Annotated in this window: 21 protein-coding genes; 5 read left to right on the top strand and 16 right to left on the bottom strand. The window is 68.6% G+C overall.

All coding sequences use genetic code 11. From position 1 onward, the window contains the following. Nucleotides 1–160: 160 nt before the first annotated feature. Nucleotides 161–1,174, bottom strand: a complete 1,014-nt coding sequence (locus tag BM372_RS19040) for a 3'-5' exonuclease (protein WP_090957016.1) — start codon at nucleotides 1,172–1,174, stop codon at nucleotides 161–163. 118 nt (nucleotides 1,175–1,292) lie between these two features. Here BM372_RS19040 and BM372_RS19035 point away from each other — a divergent pair, with 118 nt between their 5' ends. Then, nucleotides 1,293–2,060, top strand: a complete 768-nt coding sequence (locus tag BM372_RS19035) for a VTT domain-containing protein (protein ID WP_090957048.1) — start codon at nucleotides 1,293–1,295, stop codon at nucleotides 2,058–2,060. 85 nt (nucleotides 2,061–2,145) lie between these two features. On the opposite strand, the gene rdgB is transcribed toward BM372_RS19035, so the two are convergent. The 6 genes from rdgB to clpS form a co-directional block, all read right to left on the bottom strand. Next, nucleotides 2,146–2,823, bottom strand: coding sequence for an RdgB/HAM1 family non-canonical purine NTP pyrophosphatase (gene rdgB, locus BM372_RS19030; protein WP_090957015.1), 678 nt, complete (start codon nucleotides 2,821–2,823; stop codon nucleotides 2,146–2,148). Next, entirely contained in the window at nucleotides 2,820–3,578 is a 759-nt protein-coding gene (rph, locus tag BM372_RS19025; protein WP_090957014.1) for a ribonuclease PH, read from the bottom strand. Before rph ends, rdgB begins: the two co-directional genes overlap by 4 nt. A gap of 42 nt (nucleotides 3,579–3,620) precedes the next feature. Then, entirely contained in the window at nucleotides 3,621–4,418 is a 798-nt protein-coding gene (locus BM372_RS19020; RefSeq protein WP_090957013.1) for an MBL fold metallo-hydrolase, read from the bottom strand. Further along, nucleotides 4,415–5,434, bottom strand: a complete 1,020-nt coding sequence (gene murI / locus BM372_RS19015) for a glutamate racemase (protein ID WP_256214441.1) — start codon at nucleotides 5,432–5,434, stop codon at nucleotides 4,415–4,417. Before murI ends, BM372_RS19020 begins: the two co-directional genes overlap by 4 nt. Before the next feature lie 103 nt (nucleotides 5,435–5,537). Continuing rightward, nucleotides 5,538–6,104: a DUF2017 domain-containing protein gene (locus BM372_RS19010; protein WP_090957011.1), complete on the bottom strand. Its 567-nt coding sequence runs from the start codon at nucleotides 6,102–6,104 to the stop codon at nucleotides 5,538–5,540. Then, nucleotides 6,097–6,462, bottom strand: a complete 366-nt coding sequence (gene clpS, locus BM372_RS19005; RefSeq protein WP_090957010.1) for an ATP-dependent Clp protease adapter ClpS — start codon at nucleotides 6,460–6,462, stop codon at nucleotides 6,097–6,099. Before clpS ends, BM372_RS19010 begins: the two co-directional genes overlap by 8 nt. Before the next feature lie 37 nt (nucleotides 6,463–6,499). Here clpS and BM372_RS19000 point away from each other — a divergent pair, with 37 nt between their 5' ends. Genes BM372_RS19000 through BM372_RS18990 form a run of 3 tightly spaced genes read left to right on the top strand, consistent with a single transcriptional unit; the run spans nucleotide 6,500 to nucleotide 8,910 of the window. Then, the gene (locus BM372_RS19000) at nucleotides 6,500–7,828 is read left to right on the top strand and encodes a nicotinate phosphoribosyltransferase (RefSeq protein ID WP_256214440.1); all 1,329 of its coding nucleotides are present in this window, start codon (nucleotides 6,500–6,502) and stop codon (nucleotides 7,826–7,828) included. Between the two features lies 1 nt (nucleotide 7,829). Beyond that, nucleotides 7,830–8,495 carry an isochorismatase family protein gene (locus tag BM372_RS18995; RefSeq protein ID WP_090957009.1) on the top strand — a complete coding sequence of 222 codons (666 nt, stop codon included), beginning with the start codon at nucleotides 7,830–7,832 and terminating at the stop codon, nucleotides 8,493–8,495. Between the two features lie 28 nt (nucleotides 8,496–8,523). Next, nucleotides 8,524–8,910, top strand: coding sequence for a hypothetical protein (locus tag BM372_RS18990; protein WP_371261765.1), 387 nt, complete (start codon nucleotides 8,524–8,526; stop codon nucleotides 8,908–8,910). Between the two features lie 52 nt (nucleotides 8,911–8,962). Here BM372_RS18990 and BM372_RS18985 read toward each other — a convergent pair whose 3' ends face one another. From BM372_RS18985 to BM372_RS18950, 8 genes are all read right to left on the bottom strand, one after another. Further along, nucleotides 8,963–10,753: a DEAD/DEAH box helicase gene (locus tag BM372_RS18985; protein WP_090957007.1), complete on the bottom strand. Its 1,791-nt coding sequence runs from the start codon at nucleotides 10,751–10,753 to the stop codon at nucleotides 8,963–8,965. A 156-nt stretch (nucleotides 10,754–10,909) separates the two neighbouring features. Beyond that, nucleotides 10,910–11,236, bottom strand: a complete 327-nt coding sequence (locus tag BM372_RS18980) for a DUF3039 domain-containing protein (RefSeq protein WP_090957006.1) — start codon at nucleotides 11,234–11,236, stop codon at nucleotides 10,910–10,912. Between the two features lie 73 nt (nucleotides 11,237–11,309). Further along, entirely contained in the window at nucleotides 11,310–12,092 is a 783-nt protein-coding gene (gene nagB, locus BM372_RS18975) for a glucosamine-6-phosphate deaminase (RefSeq protein WP_090957005.1), read from the bottom strand. An 80-nt stretch (nucleotides 12,093–12,172) separates the two neighbouring features. Then, nucleotides 12,173–13,744 (bottom strand): transporter, encoded by a 1,572-nt coding sequence (locus tag BM372_RS18970; RefSeq protein ID WP_090957004.1) that lies wholly within the window; start codon nucleotides 13,742–13,744, stop codon nucleotides 12,173–12,175. Further along, complete coding sequence (locus tag BM372_RS18965) at nucleotides 13,726–14,532, bottom strand: ABC transporter ATP-binding protein (RefSeq protein ID WP_090957003.1); 807 nt, start codon at nucleotides 14,530–14,532, stop codon at nucleotides 13,726–13,728. The genes BM372_RS18970 and BM372_RS18965 overlap by 19 nt, the downstream gene beginning before the upstream one ends. A 96-nt stretch (nucleotides 14,533–14,628) precedes the next feature. After that, entirely contained in the window at nucleotides 14,629–15,729 is a 1,101-nt protein-coding gene (locus BM372_RS18960; protein ID WP_090957002.1) for an NADH:flavin oxidoreductase/NADH oxidase, read from the bottom strand. Then, a complete protein-coding gene (locus BM372_RS18955; protein WP_090957001.1) occupies nucleotides 15,729–16,745 on the bottom strand; it encodes a tetratricopeptide repeat protein in 1,017 nt (338 codons plus the stop codon). The genes BM372_RS18960 and BM372_RS18955 overlap by 1 nt, the downstream gene beginning before the upstream one ends. A 56-nt stretch (nucleotides 16,746–16,801) precedes the next feature. Then, nucleotides 16,802–18,637, bottom strand: coding sequence for a hypothetical protein (locus tag BM372_RS18950; protein ID WP_090957000.1), 1,836 nt, complete (start codon nucleotides 18,635–18,637; stop codon nucleotides 16,802–16,804). A 208-nt stretch (nucleotides 18,638–18,845) separates the two neighbouring features. Between BM372_RS18950 and BM372_RS18945 the strand changes: the two genes are divergently transcribed. Continuing rightward, complete coding sequence (locus tag BM372_RS18945) at nucleotides 18,846–20,144, top strand: AI-2E family transporter (protein WP_090956999.1); 1,299 nt, start codon at nucleotides 18,846–18,848, stop codon at nucleotides 20,142–20,144. A 112-nt stretch (nucleotides 20,145–20,256) separates the two neighbouring features. Here the strand turns inward: BM372_RS18945 and BM372_RS18940 are convergent, their stop codons facing one another. Next, nucleotides 20,257–21,096 carry an alpha/beta hydrolase gene (locus BM372_RS18940; RefSeq protein ID WP_090956998.1) on the bottom strand — a complete coding sequence of 280 codons (840 nt, stop codon included), beginning with the start codon at nucleotides 21,094–21,096 and terminating at the stop codon, nucleotides 20,257–20,259. Between the last annotated feature and the right edge of the window lie 29 nt (nucleotides 21,097–21,125).

Here is a 21,125-nt window from a genome sequence, read left to right as displayed (position 1 = left end):
CACCCTGCGCCAGTCGATTCCCCTCTCCGGCGCCGCGGGAGCCTTCGGATCCGGTGTGCTCATGTGCCAAGGCCTCATGGGCCAAGACTAGGGAGCGGCGCCCCGCGGTTGGAATGATTGTTGCGCCATGTGACCGCCCCCTGCGGCCCCGCCTGCATGCTCAGGCCGAGGCAGCCACCACGTGGCCGCCGACCATCTGGAGGAATTCCCCCTCGGACAGGACCTCGATCCGTTGCCCGCGTTCGTGCAGTTCCAGGACACGGCGGGCCTTGCCTGTGAGCCGGCCAGAGCGTAGGTCCGCGGCCACAAAGCCGTCACCCACCACCAGGACGGTGGTGCGGGCCGTGACCCGGCTTTCGGGCCGCGCACCCAGCTCGGCGGAGCGGACCTTGGCTTCTGTGCGCGGTATCGCCAGCTCGCCGGTAAACACGACGGTCTGGCCGAACAGCGGGTGGCCGGGGCTGGCGGCGGCGCTGGGCTCGGGGTTGGGCCCTTCCTCAGGCCACCCTGAAACGAACGGCCGGCGCGAGGGCGTGGCCGTTCCCCCGGCGAGCGCGTCCAGCGCGGCCACGGTGGCTTTGGACAACGGGTCCAGCCGGGGATCGAAGGCCGGCTGGTGCGAAACGGCCAAGCCGAGGGACAGATGGAGTTCGGCAATGCTCGCCGCCCCGTTGCGGCGGGCGATGTCGATCAGGATGCCGGCACAGGCACGGGCGTCCTCGGCGGCATCGTGGTGGTTGACCAACGGCACGCCGGCCTCTTCCGCGGCGTAGGGCAGCGAATTGGACACCAGCGAGTAGCAGCGCCGGGACAGCATCACCGTGCAGACGTAGTCGTAGGCCGGACCGGGTAGCCCCGACACTTCCAGGCCTGAACGGATCACGCCGAGGTCGAACGCCGCGTTGTGGGCGGCCAGCACGTCCCCGCCGATGAAGGCGCCGATCTCAGGGAAAAGCTCGCCGAAGCGCGGCAGGCCCGCCACCTGGTCCGGGCGGATGCCATGGATCCGGACGTTGTGGTGGTCGAACGTGTCGTAGTTTTCCGGCGGCCGCATGAGCCAGGACGCCTCCTCGACGACGACACCGCCGCGGACCTTGCTCAGGCCAACGGCGCACGGTGAACCGCGGAAGCCGTTCGCGGTCTCAAAATCGATCGCCGTAAAGTCCAAACCCACTCGCTCAACTTTACCGTCCGCCGGCGGCCCACCCGGACGCTGTCTCCCCCCGCCGCCGGCCGCGCCCGCCGGCTGGTCCGGGCCCGTCAAGTACCCTTAATGGGTGAACGTAATAGCAATCAGCGACCTCGCCGTGTCCGCCCTTGGCGGCGCCGGCCCCGTGCAGCCGCATCTGGCCTCCTTCCTGCCCGACTGGCTCAACCCGCAGGTCTTCCTGGCTAATCCGGTCTTCGCGCCGTGGGTGGTCCTGCTGGTCTGCGGCATCATCTTCGCCGAAACCGGGCTGTTGGTGGGCTTCTTCCTGCCCGGCGATTCCATGCTGTTCACGGCCGGGCTGCTTGTGGCCACCGGCACCATCCAGGTCAACATTCTGGTCCTGACCGCGCTCATCATCGTCGCCGCGATTATCGGCAACCAGGTGGGCTTCCTGATTGGGTCCAAGGCCGGACCTGCCCTGTTCAAGAGGCCTAATTCCAGGCTGTTCAAGCACGAAAACGTGGAAAGCGCCCATGCCTTCTTCGAAAAGCACGGCGGCAAGTCGCTGATCCTGGCCCGCTTCGTGCCGATCATCCGCACCTTTGTCCCGGTGATTGCCGGCGTCGCGGAGATGAGCAAGCGCAAGTTCTTTACCTACAACGTGATCGGTGCGGTGCTGTGGGGCGGCGGCGTCACGCTGCTGGGGTACCTGCTCGGCGACACGGTGCCGTGGGTCCGGGACAACCTGGACGTTATCTTCATCGTCATCGTGCTGATTTCGGTGATCCCGGTCGCCATCGAAGTCATCCGTGGAACCATTGCCAAACGGCAGGCCGGGAAGTACGGCACGGACGCCGTGGACGAGTTCATCGAAGAGCACAGGCCCGAAGAAGAGCGCCGGACCCCCTGACGCCCTCAACAACGAAGGCGCCCCACGCTGTGGGGCGCCTTCGTTGTTTAAAACAAGATCCGCGGCAGCTGCCGCGGCCGCAGGGCTACCGTCCGGCCAAGGCCTCGACGATGGCCGGCAGGAGCGCCCGGAACGCATGTCCCCGGTGGCTGATGGCGTTCTTCTCCTCGGAGCTGAGCTCGGCGCAGCTGCGGTCCAGCCCGCTCGGTTGCAGGACGGGGTCGTAGCCGAAGCCGCCCTCCCCGCGCGGCTCCCGCAGGAGCACCCCTTCCAGCTGCCCGTACTCGACTACTTCCCGGCCGCCGTCGGCTTCGGCCCCGGGGACCGCAAGCGCCGCGGCGCAGACGAACGCCGCCCCGCGGTACTCGTCTGGCACGTCCGCCAGCTGGGCCAGCAGCAGCTGCAGGTTCGCGGCATCGTCGCCGTGCCGGCCGGACCAGCGCGCCGAGAAGATCCCGGGCGCGCCGCCCAGCACGTCCACGGCCAACCCGGAGTCGTCGGCGATCGCCACCAGCCCGGTGGCCTCCGCCACGGCCCGGGCTTTCAGGAGCGAGTTTTCGGCGAACGTCACGCCGGTCTCGGCGACGTCGGGGGCGCCGACGGCGCCGGCGTCCACCACCTGCGTGTCGACGTCGAGCCCGGGCACCTGGCCGCGCAGCAGCTCACGGAGTTCCCGGAGCTTGCCCTTGTTGTGGGTGGCGAGGACCAAGCGGGGGGCGGCGCCGTCCTTGTCAGGCTGGTCCGCCAGCGGCGCTTCCGTCACGGGGCTTCCGCCAGGGTGTCGCGCTGGATGGCCGCGAGCTGTTCGGTGCCCAGGAGGGCCAGGTCCAGCAGTTGGTTCAGTTCGTCACGGTCGAAGGGTGCGCCCTCAGCGGTGCCCTGGACTTCGACGAACTTGCCGGAGCCGGTCACCACGACGTTCATGTCCGTCTCCGCGCGCACATCCTCGACATAGGGCAGGTCGAGCATCGGCACGCCGTCGATGATGCCGACTGAAACAGCGGCGATGGTGTCGATCAGGGGCTCGGCGTTCCGGGCAATCATCTTCTTCTCCCGGGCGAACCGGATGGCGTCTGCCAGCGCCACGTACGCGCCGGTGATGGCCGCGGTCCGCGTTCCGCCGTCAGCCTGCAGGACATCGCAGTCCAGCACGATCGTGATCTCCCCGAGGGCCTTGGTGTCGATGATGGAGCGCAGCGAGCGGCCGATCAGCCGGGAGATCTCATGCGTGCGTCCGCCGATTTTTCCTTTGACCGATTCACGGTCGGAACGGGTGTTCGTGGCCCGCGGGAGCATGGCGTATTCGGCGGTAACCCAGCCGCGGCCCTCACCCTTGAGCCAGCGCGGGACACCCTCTGTCAGGGAGGCCGTGCACAAGACACGGGTGTTGCCGAACTCGATCAGGGCCGATCCCTCGGCCTGCTTGGACCAGCCGCGGGTGATGCTGATCGGACGCAGCTGATCGGCGGTGCGGCCATCGGCGCGGAGGACGGGAACAGTAGGAGCTTGGGAAGTCATGCCTCTAGCTTATCGACTTGCCCGTCGGTGCCCGGGCGCGGGCTACACCGTGTAGTGCACACCCGCGACTGCAACGGCGACGTCCTTGCCGAAGACTTCCTTGGCCTCGGCCATGACGGTGGTGGGAGACGTCCAGACCGGAATGTGCGTCAGCAGCAGCCGCCGCGCCCCGGCGGCGACGGCGGCCTCGCCCGCCCGTTTGCCGGTCAGGTGCACGTCCTTGATGCCGTCGTCGCGGCCCTCCTCAAAGGCCGCTTCGCAAAGGAAGAGGTCGGAATCTCGCGCTGCGTCCTCCAGCCCACTGCAGGAGTCTGTGTCCCCGGAGTAGCTCAGGACGCGGGCGACGGGGTCGCCGTTCTTGTCCGGTTCTGTGACCTCGACACGCAGGGCGTAGGCCTCTTCCACCGGGTGGTTTACGGCGTACGGCGTGACCGTGAAGGGGCCCATCGTCACGGGTTTGCGCTCGGACCAGTTGGCGAAGTCGAATTCCTCATGCATCCCGGGATCCAGGTCCAGGCCGTACGCGGTGGCCATCCGGTCGGCCGTGGCGGCCGGCCCCCAGACGGGGATTCTGCCGCGGCCCCAGCCGCCCGGCTTCCAGCGCACGGCTACGTGAAGCCCGCACAGGTCCATGCAGTGGTCCGGGTGCAGGTGGGTGAGGAAGATCGCGTCAATGTCCTCCAGGTCGGTGTAGCGCTGGATGGCGCCAAGCGCCCCGCTGCCGAGGTCCAGGACGATCTTCCAGTTCCGCTCGCCGTCGTTGGCGGTCAGCAGATAGCACGACGCCGGCGAGCCGGGCCCGGGGAAGGACCCGGTGCAGCCCACGATGGTCAGCTTCACAGCAGTGTTCCCCCGCCTGCGGGTCCGCCCACAAAGTTGGAGATCCGCGGCCGGTCCGCGCCGGCCTGCGCGGCGGCGATCATCTCCGGGGTGATCCGGGCCAGGCTGCCGGTGGGATACTGCGCCGCGACGTGGTCCACGTGGCGGACACTGAGGACCTCGGGTCCGAGGAAGCGGCGGGCAAGGTGCTCGAACGCGGCGGCATCCCCGGTGGCGATGAAATGGTGTTCGGGCGCCGCGGCGCCCGTTCGCTCAAGCCCGCGGGAAGCCAGCGACCGGTAGACGTCCTTGGCTGTTTCCTCGGCACTGGATACCAGCGTGACGTCCTCGCCCAGGACGAAGGAGAGCACGCCCGTCAGGAGCGGGTAGTGCGTGCAGCCAAGCACCACGGTGTCCACCCGGGCGGCTATCAGCGGCGCCAGGTATTCGCGGGCGACGGCGAGCAGTTCCGGCCCCGTGGTGATGCCGGCCTCCACATATGGCACGAAGGCGGGGCAGGCCACGGACGTGATCTCCAGGTCCGGGGCTGCCGCGAAGGTGTCCTCGTAGGCGCGCGAACCCACCGTGGCCGAGGTCCCGATCACGCCCACCCGGCCGGTCCGGGTCGCGGCGACGGCGCGCCGCACGGCGGGCTGGATCACTTCGATCACGGGAATGCCGTACCGGGCGGTGTACCGCTCGCGGGCGTCGCGGAGCACGGCGGCTGAGGCGGAGTTGCAGGCGATGGTGAGCAGCTTCACGCCGGAGTCGACGAGCTCGTCCATGACACCGAGGGCGTTGGCGCGGACTTCGGCGATGGGAAGGGGCCCGTAGGGGCCGTGCGCGGTGTCGCCGACATACAGGATGGACTCGTTGGGCAGCTGGTCGATGATCGACCGGGCCACCGTGAGGCCGCCGACGCCGGAATCGAAGACGCCAATGGGCCGCGACCCCGGCTCGGATGCCTGCCCGGGGTCGGCGGGGCCGGTTGCGCTGCTGCTGGCTGGGGAGTCGGCAGCAGCCGCTGCCGGATCCATACTCGATGCTGAAGTCATGATTATTTGAGGATAGGACAACGGTTGCGGGGCGGCCATCACATTGTGGCGCGCAACTCGTGTCTCATGTGTCACAGGCCTGGGTTCAGTGCCGGGCATCGAGGGAGTGCACCATGGCCTGGACCAGTGACTCCTGCAGCCAGGTGGTGAAGTTGTACACGAGGGCCAGGTAGCTTTCCACGTCCTCGGCCTGGGACCAGTCCTGCATGAGGTGGATGTTGTCGGCGTCCGCGTCGTCGCGGATGTCGAGGCGCTCGGCCAGCACCAGCCGGACATCGTTGAGGGCCGTGGCCCAGTGCCGGGCGTCGGCCGCGGTCAGGACCAGGTCCTCCCGGTCCAGGGTCAGGGCCGCCGCCTTCAGCGCGCCGATCTTGCTTTCGCGCAGGGACCGCTCGGTATAGCGGCGAAACTCAAGCGAGGCGTCGCCGTCGTTCTTCATGACATTCGGCAGCAGCCGCCGCAGGGCGCGGTCCGAGGGTTCGCGGGCTTCGGGGTCCAGGCCCACCAGGGCGGCCAGCGGGTCCTGGCTGGCCTGCTTCGCCGGCGCGAGCATGGAGATGACGTCGTCGAAGAGGCTGCGAAGAAGTTCCCGCTCGGCCGGTTCCAGGTAGCCCCGGATGCCTTTAAGCCCGTATTTGAATGCCTTAGCCACGTTTTCCCTTGCCCTTGCCGGAACCGCTGCCGTTGCCGTCGGTGGCTTTTTCCACCGTCGCCCAGAGTCCGTAGCCGTGCATGGCCACGGCGTGCTGTTCCACCTGCTCCTTGCTGCCGTGCGCCACGATCGATCGGCCCTTCTTGTGGACCTCCATCATGAGCTTGTTGGCTTTGGTCTCCGAGTACCCGAAATAGCTGCGGAACACGTAGCTCACGTAGCTCATCAGGTTCACGGGATCGTTCCAGATCACGAGGTTCCAGGGGATGTCCGGGGCGGTCAGGACGTCGGTGGACGCCGCTGTTCCGGTCTGGGTGCTCTCCCGTGTGTCGGGGCCAAGCGCAACGCTGAGGGTCATCTGTCCATTCTATGGGGATGCACACTAGAGTGAATTTGTGAGTACCTCAGCTGGCTGGGACAGTCCCCGCACGTCTCTGTACACCGACCACTACGAACTGACGATGCTGCAGGGCGCGCTGCAGTCCGGTGCGGCCCACCGGAAATCGGTGTTCGAAGCCTTCGCCCGGCGGCTGCCGGACGGGCGCCGGTATGGGATCGTGGCCGGCACCGGACGTCTCCTGGAAGGGATCGCGAACTTCCGCTTCGGCGAACCGGAACTGGACTTCCTGCGGCGGACCAAGGTGGTCAACGACCAGACACTGGAGTACCTGGCCGACTACAGCTTCTCCGGCGACATCTGGGGTTACCCGGAGGGTGAGGCGTACTTCCCGAACTCCCCAGTCCTGGTCGTGGAGTCCACCTTCGCCGAGGCCTGCATCCTGGAGACCTACCTGCTCTCCGTGCTCAACCACGACTGCGCGATCGCCTCCGCCGCCTCCCGGATGATCTCGGCCGCCGGGAGCCGCCCGTGCATCGAGATGGGCTCACGCCGGACCCACGAGGAAGCCGCGGCCGCCGCCGCCCGGGCCGCGGTCATCGCCGGCTTCGACAGCACCTCCAATCTCGAAGCGGGATTGCGCTACGGGCTGAAGACGGTGGGCACTGCAGCGCACTCCTTCACGCTCCTCCATGACACGGAACGTGAGGCGTTCGAGGCCCAGATTGCCGCCTTCGGGCCGGAAACTTCGCTCCTGGTGGACACATACGACGTCGAGACTGCCGTCCGCGCCGCCGTCGAACTCGCCGGGGACAAACTCGGCGCCGTCCGGCTGGACTCCGGGGACCTCGTGGCGCAGGCCCAGTGGGTCCGGCAGCTGCTCGATGAACTCGGCAACGACCACACGAAGATCGTGGTGACCTCCGACCTCGACGAATACGCCATCGCGGCGCTGCAGTCGGCGCCGGTGGACTCCTACGGCGTGGGCACCTCGCTGGTCACGGGCTCCGGTGCCCCGACGGCGAGCATGGTTTATAAGCTCGTCAGCCGCACCGACGACTCCGGCGAGTTCGTCTCCGTTGCGAAAGCGGCCAAGAACAAAGCCAGCAAGGGCGGGCGCAAGTACGCCCTGCGCAAGCTCAACGAGCGCGGCACCGCCACGCAGGAGATCGTCGGCGTCGGCCACCACCCGGAGGACGACGGGAACGACCGTGCGCTGCTGCACCAGTTCATCAAGAACGGCGAGGTCCTGCCGGGGTGGACCGGCCCCGAGGCGGTCCAGCGCGCGCGCCGCCGCCACGCCGAGACAATGCAGGAGCTGCCCGCGGTGGTCAACCGGCTTCAGCGCGGCGAGGCAGCCATCCCCACCATCTACGAGGAGGACTGAAATGTCCCGTGCGTTGCTCATCGTCGATGTCCAGAACGATTTCTGTGAGGGGGGCTCCCTGGCCGTCGCCGGCGGTGCGGAACTCGCCGGCGAGATCAGCGAGTACCTCGACGCGCACCACGGCCAGTTTGACCACGTGGTGGCCACCCAGGACTGGCACATCGATCCGGGGACGCATTTCTCGGAGGAGCCCGATTTTGAGGACAGCTGGCCGCGGCACTGCGTGGCCGGTACCCGGGGGGCCGAGTTGCATCCGAATCTCGACCCCGAATACATCCAGGCCTACTTCCGCAAGGGCCAGTTCGCCGCGGCGTACTCAGGCTTTGAGGGACTCCTGGCCCCCGAGGACGACGTCCCCACCGGAGACCGGAAGGCCGGCGCCATGCCCGTCTCCGGAGCCGGCACCGCGTCCGGCACGGAAGAAACAGGGGATTCCTTCGCTGCCATGGAGGATGCGATCGGACTCGACGACTGGCTCCAAAGCCACGACGTCGAGGATATCGTGGTGGTGGGGATCGCCACGGACCATTGCGTCAAGGCGACCGCGCTGGACGCCATCCAGGCCGGCTACTCCGTCACCGTGTTGCGCAGTCTGACGGTCGGAATCGCCGACGACCTCGACGACGCCGTTGCCGAGATGGAGCTCGGCGGCGTCGATGTAACCTGAGCCCGCAGCCACAGTAGACTCGAAATCCTTGCCATATCGTCTTGACCGTAAAACCCCGGAGTACACCATGAAGAAGACCCTGACCGTCCTGATTGCCGCCGGAGCCCTGCTCGGCGCCGCCGGCTGCGCAGCCACGCCGCAGCTGACCAACGAGGAAACCTGCGCCCGGGTCAAGACAGTGGTCTCCGCCGCGTCGGCCACGTCCGACAAGACCGGCATGAACAGGGTCGCGAACCAGCTGCGGCCCATAAAGGAAGCGGCATCCGATGACCTCCGGGCTCCGCTGCAGACCATCATCGAGTACTTTGACGAGTCGGCCAAGCCCAGCCCGGACACCGCCAAGCTCGACACCATGAAGGCCGACTACACGGAGGCCGGCCAGACCTACGGCCAGGTCTGCGGCGGCGGCCAGTAAGCACCAGCGCACAAAAGAAAGGGACCAGGCGATTCGCCTGGTCCCTTTCCATTTATTTGCGCCCGATGAACCAGTCCTGGAGCTTTCGCAGTCGGGTCTGCAGCTGCTCCTCGTTTGCCTGCGCAACGGCCGGGCCGCCGCAGACGGTCCTGAGCTTGGTGTGGATGACCCCGTGCGGCGTCCCGGTCCGGGCGGACCACGCGGCGACGTTCTTTGCCAGCTCGGTGCGCAGGTCCATGAGCATTCGGTGGTCCGGCACGGCCGGGGCTGCCGCCGCGGGGGTGCCGACGGCCTGGGTCCCGCGCTTGTTCTTGCGGTTCAACTGCTCGTGCTGGCGCTGGCGCAGCAGCGTGCCGACCTGTTCGGCGTCGAGCAGTCCGGGGATGCCGAGGAAGTCGAGCTCGTCCTCCGAGCCGACTTCACCGCCGGTGCCGAACTCGCCGCCGTCGAAGAGCACCCGGTCAAAGGACGCCTGCGAGTCGAGGGCCTCGAATTTGCCCTTCATCAGCGTGTCCGAGGCTTTCTCCTCGCGGTTCGCCTCGTCCATCAGCGAGTCCTCGGGATTGAACAGGCCGTCGCCGTCCTCCTTCTCCGGCCGGTCCAGGGCGTGGTCTCGCTCGGCTTCCATGGAGTTGGCCAGCGCCATCAGCTGCGGCACCGAGGGCAGGAAGACCGACGCCGTTTCACCGCGCTTGCGGGCACGCACGAAGCGGCCCACGGCCTGGGCGAAGAACAGGGGCGTGGAGGTGGAGGTCGCGTAAACGCCGACAGAGAGCCGCGGCACGTCCACGCCTTCGGACACCATCCGCACCGCCACCATCCAGCGCTTGTCGCCGGCGGAGAATTCCTCGATCTTGCTGGAGGCCTTGGCGTCGTCGGAGAGGATGACGGTGGGCGATTCGCCGGTGATCCTCTTCAGCTGGCCTGCGTAGGCGCGGGCGTCCTCATGGTCGGTGGCGATGACCAGGCCGCCGGCATCAGGAACGCTGCGCCGGACCTCGCTGAGGCGCTTGTCCGCGCCGGCGAGGACGGCGGGAATCCACTCGCCGGCGGGATTCAGCGCCGTGCGCCAGGCCTGCGAGGTGATGTCCTTCGTGACGGCCGACTCCCCCAGGGAGGCTGCCATCTCGTCGCCGGCGCTCGTGCGCCAGCGCATCTGCCCGGAATACGCCATGAACATGACCGGGCGGACCACGTGGTCCCGCAGCGCCTTGCCGTAGCCGTACGTGTAGTCGGCCTTGGAGCGCCGGATCCCGTCCCTGTCCTCGGCGTACTCCACGAACGGGATCGGCGAGGTGTCGGAGCGGAATGGGGTGCCGGTCAGGGACAGCCTGCGCGCCGCGGGGTCGAACGCCTCCCGGAGGCCGTCGCCCCAGGACAGCGCCTCGCCGCCGTGGTGGATTTCATCCAGGATCACCAGCGTACGGGCGGCCTCGGTTTTGGCCCGGTGCAGCATGGGCTTGCTGGCCACCTGCGCGTACGTCACCGCGACGCCGATGAACCCGCGGCCGTGCTGGCCGTCGGCGTTCTTGAAGTTCGGGTCGATCGCGATGCCCACCCGGGCGGCGGCGTCGGCCCACTGGCGCTTCAGGTGGTCGGTCGGCGCCACGATGGTCACGCGGTTCACCACCCCGGAATCGATCAGCATCGATGCCACCCGCAGCGCGAAGGTCGTCTTACCGGCGCCGGGGGTAGCGACGGCGAGGAAATCCTTGGGATGGGTGCTGAAGTAGCTGTCCAGGGCCTCCTGCTGCCAGGCGCGCAACTTCGGGGCGGTACCCCAGGCGGCCCGCTCGGGATAGGCGGGGGGAAGCGTGGGTCCGCCGAAAAGTGTCTCTGTCATCGGGGCGCCCTCCATCCGCGCATGGCTGCAGCCGACGAGGAAACGCAATTCAGCACAAAAACACCAATCTATTTTGGACAGAAAAAATCGCGGCGGCGCGGCGGGCACCGCCGGAGAGGGACGGCTAGCGGATCCTGATTCTTCCGCTACGTGCCGCTATTTGTCGCCGGAGTCCTTGCCGCCGTCGTTCCCGGGGCGCAGGCCCTCGTAAACTTCCTTGCACTCGGGGCAGACCGGGAACTTCTGCGGGTCGCGGCCGGGCGTCCAGACCTTGCCGCAGAGTGCGATGACGGGCTCACCGGTCAGCGCGGATTCCATGATCTTTTCCTTGCGCACGTAGTGCGAGAAGCGCTCCCGGTCACCGGGCTCCACTTCCTGGCGCAGTTCCTCGCGCTCGATCGTTGCCGTTGACGAGCCAGCTCCGGAGAGCTCGCGCATCGGGTCGTTTTCGAGAGGATCGGTCATGCTAGTCATGTCACCCATCTTAGCCGTTGGAAGTGCGCCGGCCGACGTACCGAAGCGCGACGGCGGAGCTGAGGAGGCGGGGCGGCGGAGCCTAGAGGCCCTGCCAGGCAGGTTTGTGGTCATAGCTGTGGCGGTAGTAATCGGCCAGCCGCAACGACGACGCCGCCGCCTCGTCGGCGAGGACGCTGGCGTGCGGGTGCAACTGCAGCACGGAGGCCGCACAGATCGCGGCGACAGGGCCCTCCGCGAGGTCCCGGACGGCCTGGGCCTTCTGCGCGCCGGTGGCGATGAGGATCACGTGGCGGGCCTCCAGGATGGTGCCGAGCCCCTGGGTCAGGACGTGGTGCGGCACTTCGGCCACGCTGCCGAAAAATCGTGCGTTGTCCCGGCGTGTCTGTTCGATCAGGGTCTTGATCCTGGTCCGGGAAGCCAGCGACGAGCCCGGCTCGTTGAAGCCGATGTGGCCGTCGGTTCCGACGCCGAGGAATTGGAGGTCCACTCCCCCGGCGTCGCGGATAGCCTCTTCATAGGCCCGGCAGGCCGCGGGGATGTCCGCCGCCGCGCCGTCGGGCAGGTGCACGTTGGCCGGGCTGATGTTGACCCGGGCGGTGAATTCCCGGGCGATCACCTCGCGGTAGGACCCGGGATGGCCTGCAGGCAGTCCCACGTACTCGTCCAGGGCGAAGGCCCGGGCCTGGCTGAAGTCCAGGCCGTCGCGCTCGTGCCGCAGGGCCAGCTCGGCGTAGACGGGCAAGGGGGTGGAACCGGTCGCCAGGCCCAGGACGGCGTCGGGCTTGCGGCGCAGCAGGGCCTCCACCGCATCCGCGGCAAGCGAAGAAATCTGCCTGCTGCCGGGAAGGATGACAACTTCCATGATCCCTTACCTTTGCTGCTATGCCGGGCCTTTGCTGCTGGTTCCGGCGCTCCAATCTGCGCCCTCCCAGCATGCACCCGTCAGCGGTCGACGGCCAGTTGTGCCAGCAGCTCCGGTGCCCGCCGGTCAAGCCATGCTCCGCCGACCCGAACGCCGACGACGAACAGCGCGACGCCCAGCACGGGCCCGAGGACCAGGGTGATCCAGCCCGGCACGGAGCTGCCGGTGATGAACTGCGCGGCCACGAGCGCCAGTTCGGGCGCGACGAGGACCATGAGCACGCCCATGCCGCCGAACTGCACCGCCAAGGTCTGCGCTACGTTTCCGGGCGGCTTCTTGAACGGGCTGTCCCCCGGCAGCGGGACGTTCACGGTGTAGCGTGCCGAGACCACCGAGGCCAGGCCCAGGCCGGTGAAGAGGACGCCGAGCGCGAGCCCGAGGACGGCGGGCAGCCGGTCCCAGCCGCCGGTGAAGAAGAACGGGCCGATGCTGAACAACAGCACCACCGGCAGCGCGAAGCTCAGGCACGCCACCGCACGGCCGAGCCGGTCGTGGAGGCCGCGAACTCCGGTGGAAACGTGCAGGGCGAACGCGGTGCTGTCATAGGAGACGTCCGAGGAGATGGACCAGGCCAGGAGGAACGCCGTCACCGGTCCCACGAACTGGAACGGCCCATAGAACCCGCTCTGGCTGCCCTGGAAGAGCATCAGCACGGGCAGCAGCGGGACGACGACGAGCGCCCCGGCGTAGCGCGGGTCCCGCAGCCAGTAGCTCAGCGACCGGGCGGCAACCGCGCCGGTCGGCGTCGCGGGAAACACGCCAAACAGGCCCAGTCCTCCGGCGCGCTTCCTGGACGTGCCCACGTAGGGCGGCGTGACCAGGGCCCGCTGGAGCATGATCTTCCAGCACAGGGCGAGCCCGGCCAAGGTAGCCAGGGCTACGACGAATTTGACCGCTGCCGCTCCAGGGTTCCCTGCGGCGACGTCACCCCCGAGCGAGAAAGCCGCGCCCGCTGGGGTCCAGGACAAGGTGCTGGCCAGTTCGGTCAGGAAGTCCTGCGAGCCGGCAATGCCCCGTGCGACGGTCCCGATGATGGGTCCCATCAGCACCAGGGGGATGAGGAAGGCGACGGCGCTGACGTCCTTGAAGCGGCGGGAGCTCGCCAGTCCCGCTGTCGCCGTCGTCACGACCCTGGACAAGACGATGCAGGTCAGCACGCCGAGCACGGCCCCGACCAGGGCTGCGGCCGTCGCGGGGATGCTGCGGGAGAAGGTGCCCACGGTGGCGAGCGCCACGAGCGCGGTGGCGGCTCCCGGGATGCCGATGAGGCCGCCGAGGGCCAGCCCCGCCAACAGCTGCGGCGTAGGGACGGCAAAGGTGGTGAAACGTGCGGGGTCCAGCGTGAGGTCGGCCGCGGACGCGGCCACCGGGATGACAGCCCAGCCCAGCAGCGCCGCGGCCCCGCCGAGCACCACCACCGTCTGTGCCAGCGCAACGTCCTGCCCGCGCAGGAGCAACAGCCCTACGACGCAAAGGCCAACGACGCCGAGGGCGTAGAGCGCCCCGATTCCGAGGCCCACGAGCTGCCAGGGATTGCGCCGGACGCTGTTGCGCAGAAGCGTGACCTTGAGCCTTAGAAGGTGCGCAACCATTCCAGCCCTTCCGCCTGGCTCCGGCCGCCCACCAGCTGGACGAAGCGGTCTTCAAGGCTCACGCCGGCGCGCACCTCCTCCACGGTGCCGGCCGCCAGCACGCGGCCGCCGGCGACCACGGCGACGTGGTCGCACATGCGCTGGACCAGGTCCATGACGTGGCTGGAGACGATGACCGTTCCACCCGAGGCGACATAGCGGTCCAGGATGTCCCGGATATTGGCCGCGGAGACGGGGTCCACTGATTCAAAGGGCTCGTCCAGGACCAGGAGCCGCGGCGCGTGGATCAGGGCCGAGGCCAGGGCGATCTTCTTGGTCATGCCGGCGGAGTAATCGACCACAAGGGTGCCGGCGTCCTGCGTCAGGTCCAGGGCCGCGAGCAGTTCCCGGACCCGCGACGTCACGACGTCCTTGTCCATGCCGCGCAGCAGGCCGGCGTAAGTGACCAGCTGCGTGCCGCTGAGGCGGTCGAACAGCCGGACGCCGTCGGGCAGGATGCCCATCAGCTTCTTGGCGCGCAGCGGCTCCTGCCAGACGTCCACCCCGTGGACCAGCGCAGTGCCGAAGTCGGGGCGCAGCAGGCCCGTCGCCATGGACAGGGTGGTGGTCTTGCCCGCGCCGTTGGGGCCAACCACACCATAGAAGGAGCCCGCCGGGACGTCCAGGGCGATCCCGTCGACGGCGATTTTGTCGCCGAAGCGCTTGGCAAGGCCGCGCAGCGACAGGGCGGGAACCGGCGGGGCAGGCGGTGCGGGCGGTCCGTCCGGGGCTGGGGGTTGGTAAGTCATGACGCTAGACTAACCGTCCCCCAGCGCGGAATGGATCGTCCGCAAGGCGTAGTTTCGGACCCGGCGGCCGGCTAGCCGTGCAACTGGCGGGGCGTTCTAGAACACATGCCGGGGCATGGCGCGCTCGTACTGCGGCGGCCACGCAAGGTCATGGCCGAGCTCAAACGCGGCGCGCAGCCACCAGTGCGGATCCCGCAGTGCGGCCCGGGCTATGAACACGCCGTCGGCCTGGCCGGTGGCCACCGCGTGCTCGGCCTGCCCGGCCGACGTCAGGAGTCCCACGGTGCCGGTCTTGACCCCGGCTTCGCGCCGGATCCGGGCGGAGAAACCGGTCTGGTAGCCGGGACCCAGGGGAATCTGCTGGTGGGCAACGGCGCCGCCGCTGGACACGTCCACCAGGTCCACGCCGTGCTCGGCGGCGGCAGCGGCCATCCGGACCGAGGCCTCGGCGTCGATCCCGCCTGGCGCCCAGTCGGAGGCCGAGATCCGCAGCAACAGCGGCATCGAATCCGGGATGACATCCCGGACGGCGTCCACGACAGCGAGCGTCAGCCTGTTGCGGCCGGCTTCGTCCCCGCCCCAGCTGTCTGTGCGGTCGTTGATGAGCGGGCTCTGGAACTGGTGCAGCAGGTAGCCGTGGGCGCCATGGATTTCGATCGTGTCGAACCCGACGTCGGCGGCCCGCACGGCGGCGGCCGCGAAGTCGGCGATCACGGCGTCGATCTGTGCCTCGGTCATGGCGGACGGCGGCGCGTAGCCGTCAAAGGCCCCCGCGCCGGGGCCCACGGTGTCCCAGCCGCCGTCGGACGCCGGCACGCTGCCCTTCTTGCCGGAGAACGGCCAGTACGAGGACGCTTTGCGCCCGGCGTGAGCCAGCTGGGTGCCGATCTTGGCCCCGGCGGTGCCGTTCCGGTGCACGAAGGACGTGATGCGTTCCCACGCCTCGGCCTGGCGATCGTTGTAAATTCCGGCGTCGCGGGGGCTGATCCTGCCCGCGGCATTCACGGAGTTGGCCTCGGTGAGGATCAAGGCCGCCCCACCGGTGGCGAACGATCCCAGGTGCATCAGGTGCCAGTCCGTGGGCACGCCCTCGCCGGTGCCGGGCTCGCAGCTGTACTGGCACATCGGGGACACCCAGCCGCGGTGCTCCAGCCGCAGGGACCTCAGCTCCAGCGGCGCAAAGAGAGCGGCCCCCACTAGAACAGCACCCGGGCGAGGCCCTGCCGAGCTTTGGCGACGCGCTCGTCGGCGGCGCCCACGACGTCGAAGAGCTCCAGCAGCCGGATCCGGGCGGTCTCCCGTTCCGGGCCGAAGTTCCGGCCGATGAACGCCACGACCCGGCCCAGGCCGTCCTCGATGTGCCCGCCGGCGATGTCCAGGTCGGCGACGCCGAGCTGGGCGTCGATGTTGTCCGGCTCTTCGGCCGCGAGCCGGCGGAGGGCATCCGCCTCGGGTCCCGAGATGGACTGCAGGCGCTCCATGAGTTCCACCTGCGCCAGCCCGGCCTTCGCGTCGGCGTCGGCGGGCATTTCGTTCAGGGCCTGCCGGTAGGCTGCCGCCGCGGCCGCGTAGTCGCCGGCCTCGATCGCGTCGAACGCGGCTTGGTGCAGCGGCGGCAGCGGCGGAGCCTCCGGTTCAGTGCTGCCGGGACCGCCGGCGCCGATCCGGCCGGTCACGCCGTTCGCGGCGGCCACCTTGAGGAGTTCATCGAAGAGGCTGCGTACCTGCTGCTCGTCCGCGCCGCCTTGGAAGAGCGGAACGGGCTGGCCCTTGACCACGGCCACGGCGGTGGGCACGGCCTGGACCTGGAAGGCCTGGGCAAGCTGCGGGAAGACGTCGATGTCCGCGGCGCCGAGGACCAGCCGGCCGTCGTAGCTCTCGACAATGCCTTCCAGGACATCCACCAACCCGGCGGAGCCGGGCGAGTAGGAGGCCCAGAGGGCGATCACCACGGGAACCTGGGCCGACAGCTCCACGAGTTCCTGGAAGTTGCCCTCGGTCACGTCCACGCGCAGCGGACGGCCGGGCTGTCCGCCGTCGCCGGCCGCGGCCTGGTCACCGGCTGGAGCAGCCGGTCCTGCTTCCGGTGGGCGGGCGGCGGAGGGGCGCGCGGGCGCCGGCCGCTGTTTCAAGGCGGAAAGATCGACGGCGCCGCGCAGGTTGAGCGGGCTGGCGGCAACTGGCGGGACCGGTCGGGAAGCTGGCGTAGTCATAGCACCACTCTAGCCATTGAAGCCCGCCCCGGCGCCACCCCAGGCGCCGCGGGCGGCTACTTGAAAGCCGCCCCGACCAGGCCACGGGTGGCGGCCACGAGCTTCATCGGATCCGTGGAGCCGGTCGGCGGGACGTAGACGGCCACGGACTCGGCGAAGTTGAGCACCATGCCGGTGCCGGTCTCCTTGCCGCCGGCAAGGGCGGCTGCGTCCTCGCCGATCGTGAGCTTATCGCCGGCCGCCTTCGGGGTGCCGTCGAACGCGAAGTTCAGGCGGCCCAGGACCAGCGCTCCGCCGTCGGCCGTCCGGAACACGACAGTATTGTCGGCAGCCACCTTGTGCGTGAAGGCAAAGGTGCCGTTGACGCCCGATTTCACGACGTCAGCCTGGTACGCGAGGGTGTCGGCGATGTACGGGGACGACTTGCCTTCAACGAGCTTGTCCTTGAAGGTGGAGTCGGCCTTGGTCAGGCGGTCACCGAGCCCGGCGAGCGCTTCCTCACCGCTGTACAGGAGTCCGGACTTGTCCGAGGGGGCCAGGGTCTGTGTGCCGTCCCGCCCGATCGACGGGAACGTGGCGCCGGGCTGCAGCGGCGTGGTGCTGACGAGCTTGTAGTTTTCCCGCGCGGAAGCCTGGGTCAGGGTCAGCAGCTGCGGCACGACGTTGCCCTCGCCCTGCGTCACGGCCAGGACGGAGCGGGGCCAGCTGCGCTGGTTGGTGACCACCGTGGTCAGCAGTTTCGTGGAGCGGACAGGCATGCGGGCCTCGTAGGAGCCGACCCGTGAGCGGACCTTGTAGTTCTGCGTGCGCACCTCGAGCTCGGACTGTGCCACGCGCGGCTTCAGTTTGGCGGCGTCCTTGGCCGCGTCTCCGGCATCGACAGCACTGGCAACCTGTTCCAGGACGCGGCGGAACTGGGCATCCAACAGCACCGGTGCTTCACCGGCCTGGTCCTGGCCGGCAGTGCCGGGGGTCGCGCTGCCGGAGGCCGGGGCGCTGGAGGCCGGTGCGCTGGCGCTCGGCGACGGCGCGGGCGTTTGGCTGGCTTGGGCCGCCACGGAGGTGCCGCCGACGGCGGCTGCGGTCAAAACGGCCACGACGATGCCGGAACGGCGCGCCCTCATGGCGCCCTTGAACGGCTCGGGAGTGGCCTTCCCGGGGGCGGACTTCTCCGGCGCTGCGGACTGCGGCGCTACGGGCTGTGATGCCGTGTCCTGTGCTGCCGTGTCCTGTGCTGCGGCCGCCTTGGCCTGGCCGCGGCGGGCGAAGATGCTGCTGCCCCCGCCGCCTGCCCGGCTGCCGGACTTGGGCTTGAGGACCAGCAACGCGCCGCCGGCGATGATCAGCAGGCCGCCAAGCACCATCAGCGGAATGGCCCAGGGCGTGGAGGTGTCGTTGGGGAACGTCATCGTGATGGAGCTCGGGGCGGGCTTAGTGCCGTCAGTTGCCAGCAGGAGGGACCAGTCGCCGTCGGCCGGCGCGTTCCAGGAGTAGTTCATTTCACCGCTGGCGTTCTCGGTGGTGACCCAAAGATCGGACCCGGCGGGTGAGGGCGCGGTGGCTTCGCCGTCGGTATGCGTCAACTGCAGGGCCTTGCCGTCGTCTGAGACTCCGGCAACGGTGTTGTGCGCCGTCTTCGCCACCCAGGCGTCGACGTCGTCCGGCCGGCCCGCGGCCAGCATGAAGCTGCCTTCACCCTTGACGTTGATCTGCACGGTCCCGGGGTGAAGCGTCCTCAGCTTCTCGTCGAAGACGGTCAGCGGCGCGGCAGTCCCCGCGGGAGCGGTGGCCGTGATTGTCTCTGGAGGAGCCCAAAAAGTCTTCTGGCCAATTCCGGCCAGCAGTGTCAGGAGGCCGAGCAGCACCAGGGCGACTGCAGTCTTGAAACGCAAAATACACCTATCATCAGCGGACACTTAGCTTCAATAGTAACCATTCTGTTACCCCTGAGTCAGATCGGCGGCCCGGTCCCCCCGCGTCCGAGGGGGCCGCCGCGGCCCCCGACCCTTGTGTTGACAAGCCTGCTGATAGTGTTTGCGGTGATCATCACACTAGGGCCGCCTGCCTGGCGCCACAGAGAATTAAGGGCATTTAAACGCAGTGACTGAACATACGGATTCGTCCTCCGCCGGATCGGATGAAGCCCAAGAATCCGGCAGCCAGGAACGCCGCCCCCAGACCGTCCCGAGCCCCCGGGCGGCCGCCGCCAGCCTGCTCGTGTCCGTGGCCCGCCGCCTGCGCCAGCCAATTCCCGGAGCCCAGCCCCGGCTTCGCTTCGAAATGCCGCCCGACCATGAGGCCGAGGCCGGTCCGGAGGCCGAGGACGGGACCGGGGCCCGCTTCGGCAGCCCCGGACCGCGGATGTCCGCCCAGCACCCGCTGTATATGGGCTTCATGGGCACCGTCGGCGTCGGCTTCGCGCTGCTGGTTTACTGGATCGGCTCGAACACGACGCAGCTGCTCCTGTGGATCCTCACGGCGCTCTTCATCACCCTGGGGCTGGACCCGGTGGTGCGCTGGCTCGAAGGCAAGAATGTCCCTAGGTCGGCCGGCATTCTCATGGCGGTCTCCACCCTGGCACTGGCAGTGGCCGCATTCTTCGCCACCCTCATCCCGACGATTGTGCAGCAGGTCACGCAGGTGGTGCAGCAGGCGCCGCAGTGGGTCCAGAACTTCATTGACTCCGATTTCTTCCGGAACGTTGACAGGCAGTTCGGCATACGGGACCGCATCGCCCAGGAGCTCACGAAGTTCGTCAACAACCAGGAAGCCATAAGCGGCATCTTCGGCGGGGTTGTGGGCTTCGGCTCCACCGTGGCCAACGGGTTGTTCGGCGCTCTGATCGTGCTTGTCCTGAGCCTGTACTTCCTGGGCGCCCTTCCCTCGATGAAGAAGTGGGGCTACCGGCTGGCGCCACGCTCGCGCCGGACCCGGGTTGCCGCCCTGTCCGAGGAAATCACCAGCTCGGTGGGCAACTACGTGATCGGCCAGGCCGCCGTGGCACTGCTGAACGCCACGTTCGCCTTCATCGTGATGTCGATCATCGGGGTGCCGTACGGCACGCTGCTGGCGTTCGTCGTGGCCCTGCTCGCCTTCATCCCGCTCGTGGGCGGCATGATCGCCGGATTCCTCGTCACCCTCGTGGCCCTGTCCGCCGGCTGGCAGACGGCACTAATCTTCGCCATCTGCTACTTTGCCTACCTCCAGTTCGAGGCCTACTTCATCTCACCTCGAATCATGCAAAAGGCAGTGGCGGTGCCCGGGGCCGTCGCCGTCATTTCGGTCATCGCCGGCGGCAGCCTGCTTGGTGTGCTCGGAGCCCTGATCGCCATCCCCACAGCCGCGGCGGTCCTGCTGCTGGTCAAGGAAATCTTCATCGCCCGGCAGGACAGCCGCTGACGGGTTTTCGCACCGAAAGCCGGATTTCGCACCGAAATAGGACAGCCGCACCGTGGATCCACGGTGCGGCTGTCCTATTTCGGTGCGGATTTCCGGAACCGGCGCGGTTTCCTCAGGCGTGGGCCGTGGCGACCGGTCCGTCCCATTCCTGCGGCAGGGCAGTTCCGGCGCCACTCCCAACACCACCGGCAACGCCTACAGGGCCACCAACGCCGCCTGGAATGACCTCGTCCACGATCTCGTTGAGCACCCGTCCGGCGTACTTCTCCCCCACCCACAGATGCTTGGCGCCGTCGACGCCGATTACCTGCGCTTGGGGCACGATGGCGAACCGTTCCGCCGCGGCGGCCGGCTGCAGGTAGTCATCGTGCTCGGGGACCAGCACCTTCAGCGGCTTGCCTGCCGTGGCCCATTGCATCAAATGCGCGTCCGTGGCCCGGTGCAGCGGAGGCGAGAGCAGAACAGCGCCCTCGATCTCGGAGGTCACCGGTTCCGTGGCGCCGTACATAAGTGCAAGTTCCGTGCCGAAGGACCAGCCCACCAGCCACCGGTTCGGCAGGCCGCGGTCCACGGCGAACCGCACCGCGGCCTCGACGTCGAGGCGCTCCCCGATCCCTTCCTCGAAGGATCCCCCGCTGACACCCCGCGGCGAGGAGGTGCCGCGGGTGTTGAAGCGCAGCACCGCGACCCCGGCGAGGGCCGGCAGCCGGTAGGAGGCCTTGCGGTAGACATGCGAATCCATGAAGCCGCCGTGCGTCGGCAGCGGGTGCAAGGTGATGAGGGTCGCCTTGATCTCCCCGGATTCGGGGACCGCCAGTTCGCCCACCAGCCGGTGCCCGTCCGAGGTGCGCAGGTCGACGTTCTCGCGGCGGGCCGGCAGGATGGTGGAAGCGCGGATGGCGGTCGGCGCGGACGGCTGGGTGAAGACGTACGACGCGGGATCAAAAGTCATGCTGTCCACCTTAGCGAAACCGACCAGCG

Origin of the sequence: Arthrobacter sp. ov118 (assembly GCF_900116495.1) — a bacterium.
Taxonomy (GTDB): Bacteria; Actinomycetota; Actinomycetes; order Actinomycetales; family Micrococcaceae; genus Arthrobacter.
The sequence above is the reverse complement of the archived record's forward strand: the minus strand, read 5'-3'. Positions and strand labels throughout refer to the sequence as shown.

Excerpts from the sequence above, each read along its gene's own strand:
- BM372_RS18995 (WP_090957009.1), top strand. The coding sequence starts at position 7,830 with ATGTCCCGTGCGTTGCTCATCGTCGATGTCCAGAACGATTTCTGTGAG.
- BM372_RS18940 (WP_090956998.1), bottom strand. The coding sequence starts at position 21,096 with ATGACTTTTGATCCCGCGTCGTACGTCTTCACCCAGCCGTCCGCGCCG.
- BM372_RS18985 (WP_090957007.1), bottom strand. The coding sequence starts at position 10,753 with ATGACAGAGACACTTTTCGGCGGACCCACGCTTCCCCCCGCCTATCCC.
- nagB (WP_090957005.1), bottom strand. The coding sequence starts at position 12,092 with ATGGAAGTTGTCATCCTTCCCGGCAGCAGGCAGATTTCTTCGCTTGCC.
- BM372_RS18955 (WP_090957001.1), bottom strand. The coding sequence starts at position 16,745 with ATGACTACGCCAGCTTCCCGACCGGTCCCGCCAGTTGCCGCCAGCCCG.
- murI (WP_256214441.1), bottom strand. The coding sequence starts at position 5,434 with ATGGATCCGGCAGCGGCTGCTGCCGACTCCCCAGCCAGCAGCAGCGCA.
- BM372_RS18980 (WP_090957006.1), bottom strand. The coding sequence starts at position 11,236 with ATGGGTGACATGACTAGCATGACCGATCCTCTCGAAAACGACCCGATG.
- clpS (WP_090957010.1), bottom strand. The coding sequence starts at position 6,462 with ATGACCCTCAGCGTTGCGCTTGGCCCCGACACACGGGAGAGCACCCAG.
- BM372_RS18970 (WP_090957004.1), bottom strand. The coding sequence starts at position 13,744 with ATGGTTGCGCACCTTCTAAGGCTCAAGGTCACGCTTCTGCGCAACAGC.
- BM372_RS18965 (WP_090957003.1), bottom strand. The coding sequence starts at position 14,532 with ATGACTTACCAACCCCCAGCCCCGGACGGACCGCCCGCACCGCCTGCC.
- rph (WP_090957014.1), bottom strand. The coding sequence starts at position 3,578 with ATGACTTCCCAAGCTCCTACTGTTCCCGTCCTCCGCGCCGATGGCCGC.